The organism is Mesorhizobium sp. CNPSo 4688 (genome assembly GCF_057784295.1).
In genome coordinates this window covers 1-597 of sequence record NZ_JBWLUY010000096.1, presented here as the reverse complement: position 1 = coordinate 597, position 597 = coordinate 1, and the positions used below count along the sequence as shown (strand labels likewise).

Annotated in this window: 1 protein-coding gene; it reads left to right on the top strand. The window is 37.2% G+C overall.

Annotated elements, in window-relative coordinates:
* Positions 1-25: 25 nt before the first annotated feature.
* The coding region (locus AC04SH_RS34945; protein ID WP_147681661.1) for a QnrD family quinolone resistance pentapeptide repeat protein at positions 26-597 on the top strand (572 nt) is incomplete at its 3' end.

The following is a 597-nucleotide window of genomic DNA, read 5'->3' as shown; positions in this document are numbered from 1 at the left end:
GTATAAATAACCAGGTGTAGCATGTATGGAAAAGCACTTTATCAATGAAAAGTTTTCACGAGATCAATTTACGGGGAATAGAGTTAAAAATATTGCCTTTTCAAATTGTGATTTTTCAGGGGTTGATTTAACTGATACTGAATTTGTTGATTGTAGTTTTTACGACAGGAATAGCTTGGAAGGGTGTGATTTTAATAGAGCCAAACTAAAAAACGCTAGCTTTAAAAGCTGCGATTTATCAATGAGTAATTTTAAAAACATTAGCGCCTTAGGTCTTGAAATTAGTGAGTGTTTAGCTCAAGGAGCTGATTTTCGAGGGGCTAATTTTATGAATATGATAACTACAAGGTCATGGTTTTGTAGTGCTTATATAACCAAGACAAATCTTAGTTACGCTAATTTTTCTAGAGTCATATTAGAAAAGTGCGAACTGTGGGAAAATCGCTGGAATGGCACTGTGATAACTGGCGCCGTGTTTCGTGGCTCCGATCTTTCTTGTGGGGAGTTTTCATCGTTTGATTGGTCTTTGGCTGATTTTACTGGTTGTGATTTAACGGGTGGGGCGCTTGGCGAGCTTGATGCAAGGCGAATTAATTT